Genomic DNA, 3,893 nt, shown 5'->3' with positions numbered 1-3,893 from the left:
AACATGGACATTAAACGTACAAAGCTCAATGAGAAGGATAAGCACATCGTAGGGGAAAGATTTTCTCGTTTATTGGTTATAAAAATTCATTCGATGGAAAAGAAAAAACCAACAAAATTCTTATGCAGGTGCACTTGTGGTAAAGAAGTAATTACGACTCGATTTAAACTTGAATCTGAAAATACTCGGAGCTGTGGATGTATAAGGAAAGAAAGTAAAAAAGAGCGTATTACATTAAATGGCGAATCTTTAACGATGAAAGAATGGGCACAATACTTCAAATTAAGTCAAAAAAAATTAAAGCAATTATTATCACAAGGTTATGATTATGAAGAGTTAAGAACTACCTGTAATAGATTATATAAAACCCAAACAGATAAGAAAAAAGTGATATTACATATTAAAGAAAAATTAAAAGAGTTCAATAAAGCATTTGAGTGTACAAGTGTAGTAAAACAAAATTGTCTGATTCTAAACGAAAAAAAGGTTCTTATTAAATATGCAATTGGAAATAGCAATAACAAAGGATGTTTTAACTTAACGCAAACCCCCAGGAGAAATGGGGAGTTATATAATAATGAAATTGTATTAGCCAATGGACGAATACGAAAGCATTATCATATGTCTTATTCCCATATCATATTTGTTGTAGACAATAAAGGAAGGTATGACTGTTGGATAATTCCAACGCATCGAATAAGTGATGAGTTACAATCTATTTCTTTCTCTCCTTACAGAAATGGGAAATATGATAGTTATAGAGAAAACTGGAATATAATTTAAGAATTACATTTATATATATTGTATATACCATCTATAATATATAAACAATATACAAAAAGGTATTTTTAAAAATTATTTCAAAGGAGAATTTATATGACTTTATATGGTTTAATCGAATTATCAAATGCAGGACAATTAAGAAGAAATATGGGAGATAATTGGGAATATGAACTTACTAAAAATGGGTTCAAAATTACTTATAAAGATAATTTGGGTGGTATTTCTGTTAAAATATTTGAAGGAACAGAAGAAGAAGAATACGACAAACCTATATATGTCTATCGTATCATTAATGGTTCAGAAGAAATGATATTTAATGGTTTTGAACAAAGAGCGAGAACAACACTATTAGAGAATATTCATTGGGGTGTAAGTCAGCGTATGAAGTATATTTTTGGATTTTAATAGGGTAAGAAGGTAGACCGTTTAGTTATTATACTAAATGGTCTTTTTTATTGTGATGAAAGTGAGGATGAAAAACAATCTGAATTTTTATTGACTATAGTTAATAAAAATAGTAAAATCAACTTTATAATTTAAAATAAAGGATGATTCAATTTGTATAGAAAAATTACAATCGAGGAAATTAAGGAGAAATTTGAAGAGTCTGGGTACGAATTGTTAACAAAAGTATATAAAAATAATAGACAGCCTATAAAATTTAGATGTAAGTTGCACGGAGTTAAAGAGGTGGAATGGGGGAACTTTAGACGTGTAGACGTTGGTTGTTCCGAATGCCGAAATCAATTTAGGAGAAAAAAAGAAAAAGGGGTACCAATAGGTACAAAGCAAATTTTTATTATTGATGAAATAAAAGAAAAGATTGAAAAGTCTGGGTACGAATTATTAACAAAAACATATACAGGTAAAGAGCAATTTATAAAGTTTAAATGTAAAACACATGGAATCAAAGAAGTGAGATGGTCAAATCTTAGACGATTAAAAATCGGATGTCTTGAATGTAGGAAACAACATAGAAAAGAAAGAGGTAAGAAATACACGAAAGTAGATTTAAATGAGAAAGAAAAAAAACTTGTTGGGAAGAAATATTCTCGTTTGGAAGTGTTAGGATTTCATTCAGTCTATAAAGATGGCAGAACTTTATTTGAGTGCCAGTGTGATTGTGGAAAGAAAACTTTCGCAAGTGAAAGTCAGTTGTTTAGGAAGTTGAAACAAAGCTGTGGTTGTATCAGGAAGCGTCCTCGAAAATTCTTAGAGCTAAATGGTGAGCTTAAATCAATAAATGAATGGTCTGCTTATTTTGGTATTTCCAAATCCACATTTCAAAAGTATATTGCGAAGGGCTATACATATCAAGATTTATATTATAAAAAGTTAAACAAGAAAAGCTACTCGAAAAAGCTACAAAATAAAGATATGAATTATATTTTAAATAAGTTGAAGCGGATTTACCCTGAGGTTGAAAAGATAAAGCATAGAAGACATGACTTAGAAGTTTGTGGCAAGAGAATCTTAATTAAATATGCGAATGCAAACGAAAAAGGCAGAGCAAGTTTTACATATGTACAAAGACAACGAATAAACAAAGAAATTTATGAAAATGAAACGGTATTAAAAAACGGGAAGATAAAAGATATCAATGAACAAAGCTGTGATTATGTGTTGTATCTTGTGTCGAATGGAGCTGAGTACAACACTTGGATTATTCCCATTGAAGATATTAGAGAAGATGCACAAGGCGTTTCATTGGCAACAGGAAGAAGAAGTAAGTTTAGTATATATGAAGAAGCTTGGGATTCCATTTTTATAGATGAATTCGAACAAATAGAATTGACTAAAACCGCCTAATATTATAGGTGGTTTTTTTATGTCATTTTTACCAACAACGAATAAGTAGGATTCTTAGAATCTAAAATAAATGGAATATATAAAACAGGTAATTTAAAAAATTTATTAAAAAGGTGGATTCTTATTATGAGTGAAGCAGTATATGATGTTGTAACACAAAATATTATCAAAAAGTTAGAAGAAGGTACAATTCCTTGGAGAAAACCTTGGGTAGGCGAAGCGGTTGCAGTGAATTGGAAAACTCAAACTCCTTATCGTGGTATTAATCAATTTTTATTATCAAGTGGGGAATATGCAACGTATAAACAAATTAAAGAAGCAGGTGGAAGAATTAAAGAAGGAGAAGGTAAGAAATATAGTATCGCAGTATTATGGAAATGGATTAAGAAAAAGGGAAAGAAAGATGAAGAAAATGAAGAGGACACATATCCATTATTACGTTATTACAGAGTTTATGAAATTAATACGCAATGTGAGGGGTTAGAAAGTAAGAGAGTAAATGAATCATTTGAGCATGACCCTATAGCAGAAGCTGAAAAATTAATTGAAGACTTTATGAATAAACCAGATATGACTTATAATCCTGGCTCGGCATTCTATCGCCCATCAATGGATGTCGTAAATGTACCACCAATGAAACATTTTCCGAACGTAGATGGATTTTATTCTACATGTTTTCATGAATTGGTTCATTCAACAGGTCATAAAAGTCGTTTGAATCGACCAGGTATCGTGGAACAGGCTAACTTCGGTGATGAAGTATATTCCAAAGAGGAGCTTGTTGCTGAACTTGGTGCATCAATGTTATCTGCAATTGCAGGTATTGATAATAGTACATTTGAAAATAGTGCGTCATATTTAAAAGGATGGTTAGGAGCATTAAAAGGTGATTCTCGTTTAATTGTACAAGCAAGTGCCCAAGCACAAAAAGCTGTAGATTATATTCGAGGAATTAAATATGAAAATTAAGCCGAATCTTTGATTTGGCTTTTCTTACACACATTACAAAGTTATGAAGATAACTTTTAAAAAGGGAGAAATAGAGAATGGAACAGTTCGTTGGAGCAAAGAGATTAAAACCACTAAATGATTTTATTTTTAAGAAGATTTTTGGTGAAAACACGGATAAAGACTTGTTAATTGGATTTTTAAATTCCATTGTATCGTTCCGTATTGAAGATATTGAAGTAAGAGAAGAAAAGCTTACAAAGGAATCATTAGTAGAGAAACAAGGGATTTTGGATATTAAAGCTATTACAAGTAAAAAGGAAAGGATTAATGTAGAAGTTCAACTGCTTAAT

General features: G+C 30.5%; 5 protein-coding genes. All 5 read left to right on the top strand.

Going from position 1 to position 3,893, the window contains the following annotated elements; genetic code table 11:
- Positions 1-783, top strand: a 783-nt coding sequence (locus MR160_RS33020) for a hypothetical protein (protein ID WP_242299150.1), incomplete at its 5' end; no start/stop codon positions are given.
- A 93-nt stretch (positions 784-876) separates the two neighbouring features.
- Positions 877-1,188 carry a hypothetical protein gene (locus tag MR160_RS33015; RefSeq protein ID WP_242299149.1) on the top strand — a complete coding sequence of 104 codons (312 nt, stop codon included), beginning with the start codon at positions 877-879 and terminating at the stop codon, positions 1,186-1,188.
- A gap of 153 nt (positions 1,189-1,341) precedes the next feature.
- Complete coding sequence (locus tag MR160_RS33010; RefSeq protein ID WP_242299148.1) at positions 1,342-2,592, top strand: hypothetical protein; 1,251 nt, start codon at positions 1,342-1,344, stop codon at positions 2,590-2,592.
- A 126-nt stretch (positions 2,593-2,718) separates the two neighbouring features.
- Complete coding sequence (locus MR160_RS33005; RefSeq protein ID WP_242299147.1) at positions 2,719-3,561, top strand: ArdC family protein; 843 nt, start codon at positions 2,719-2,721, stop codon at positions 3,559-3,561.
- A gap of 77 nt (positions 3,562-3,638) precedes the next feature.
- Positions 3,639-3,893 (top strand): Rpn family recombination-promoting nuclease/putative transposase (locus MR160_RS33000; protein WP_242299146.1); only part of this gene is annotated, 255 nt, incomplete at its 3' end.

It is taken from the genome of Bacillus cereus group sp. BfR-BA-01382, from assembly GCF_022663475.1.
GTDB classification, from domain to species: domain Bacteria; phylum Bacillota; class Bacilli; order Bacillales; family Bacillaceae_G; genus Bacillus_A; species Bacillus_A thuringiensis_S.
This window is presented reverse-complemented; position numbering and strand designations above follow the sequence as displayed.

What these genes read in the sequence shown, in the direction of transcription:
- MR160_RS33015 (WP_242299149.1), top strand. Translation starts at nt 877, where the DNA reads ATGACTTTATATGGTTTAATCGAATTATCAAATGCAGGACAATTAAGA.
- MR160_RS33005 (WP_242299147.1), top strand. Translation starts at nt 2,719, where the DNA reads ATGAGTGAAGCAGTATATGATGTTGTAACACAAAATATTATCAAAAAG.